Source organism: Micrococcus sp. HSID17227, assembly GCF_003989405.1.
In the GTDB taxonomy this organism is placed as follows: Bacteria; Actinomycetota; Actinomycetes; order Actinomycetales; family Micrococcaceae; genus Micrococcus; species Micrococcus luteus.
The window spans coordinates 1-872 of the sequence record NZ_RBLN01000477.1 but is presented as its reverse complement, the minus strand read 5'-3'; the positions used below and the strand labels follow the sequence as shown (position 1 = coordinate 872).

The 872-nt window shown below is 76.9% G+C and carries 1 protein-coding gene and 1 pseudogene; one reads left to right on the top strand and one right to left on the bottom strand.

All coding sequences use genetic code 11. The annotated features are described in order from the left end of the window. Positions 1 to 183: pseudogene (locus D8M29_RS12775) on the bottom strand (polyprenyl synthetase family protein); the annotation flags it as partial. Positions 184 to 239: 56 nt separating this feature from the next. Here D8M29_RS12775 and D8M29_RS12770 point away from each other — a divergent pair. Then, a partial coding sequence (locus D8M29_RS12770; protein WP_148111639.1) for a DNA polymerase IV occupies positions 240 to 872 on the top strand: 633 nt, incomplete at its 3' end.

Sequence of the window (872 nt, the reverse complement as noted above, 5' to 3'; positions counted from 1 at the left end):
CAGGCGCTTGCCGCCCGCGGTCAGGTCCGCGATCGCGTCCACGAGGGGCGCCGTCAGCGGGTGGACGTCCCGGGCGCGTTCGCGGTGCTCCGCCAGCAGGCGGTCGAGGGCGTCGGCGACGGCGGCGCGGAAGCGGTCCTGGTCGGCGGGACGGGGGCGGGGGACGGCGACGTCGGCGGGCATGGCCCCACCCTAGCCGCGCCGCGCGGCGGCTCGCCGGTCCCGGATAGGCTCGGTCCATGTCCGAGACCGCGCCCGCTGCACCCCGCGATGAGGCGACGATCCTGCACGTGGACATGGACGCGTTCTTCCTGTCCGTCGAGCTGCGCGAACAGCCCGACCTCGAGGGGCGTCCCGCCGCCGTCGCCGCCCCGAGCGGCCGGTCCGTGGTGCTCTCCGCCTCGTACGCGGCGCGGGCCTACGGGGTCCGCTCGGCGATGCCCCTGGCGCACGCCCGCGCCCTGTGCCCGCCCCTCGTGGTCATCCCGCCGCGCCAGCAGCTCTACCGGGCCGTCTCCGCCGAGGTGATGGCCGTGCTCGCGGACGTGACCCCCGTGATGGAGCAGCTCAGCGTGGACGAGGCGTTCCTCGACGTCGCCGGCGCCCGCCGCCGGCTCGGCCCGCCCGAGCACATCGGCCACCTGATCCGGGAGCGCGTCCGCTCCGAGCTGGGGCTGCCGTGCACCGTGGGCGGCTCGGCCGTGAAGTTCGTGGCCAAGACGGCGTCCACCGCGGCCAAGCCAGACGGCCTGCTGATCGTGCCGCCGGAGCGCACCCTGGACTTCCTCCATCCGCTGCCCGTGGGCCGGCTGTGGGGCGTGGGCCCCAAGGCGGCCGAGCGGCTCGCCCGGCGGGGGGTGGCGACCATCGGA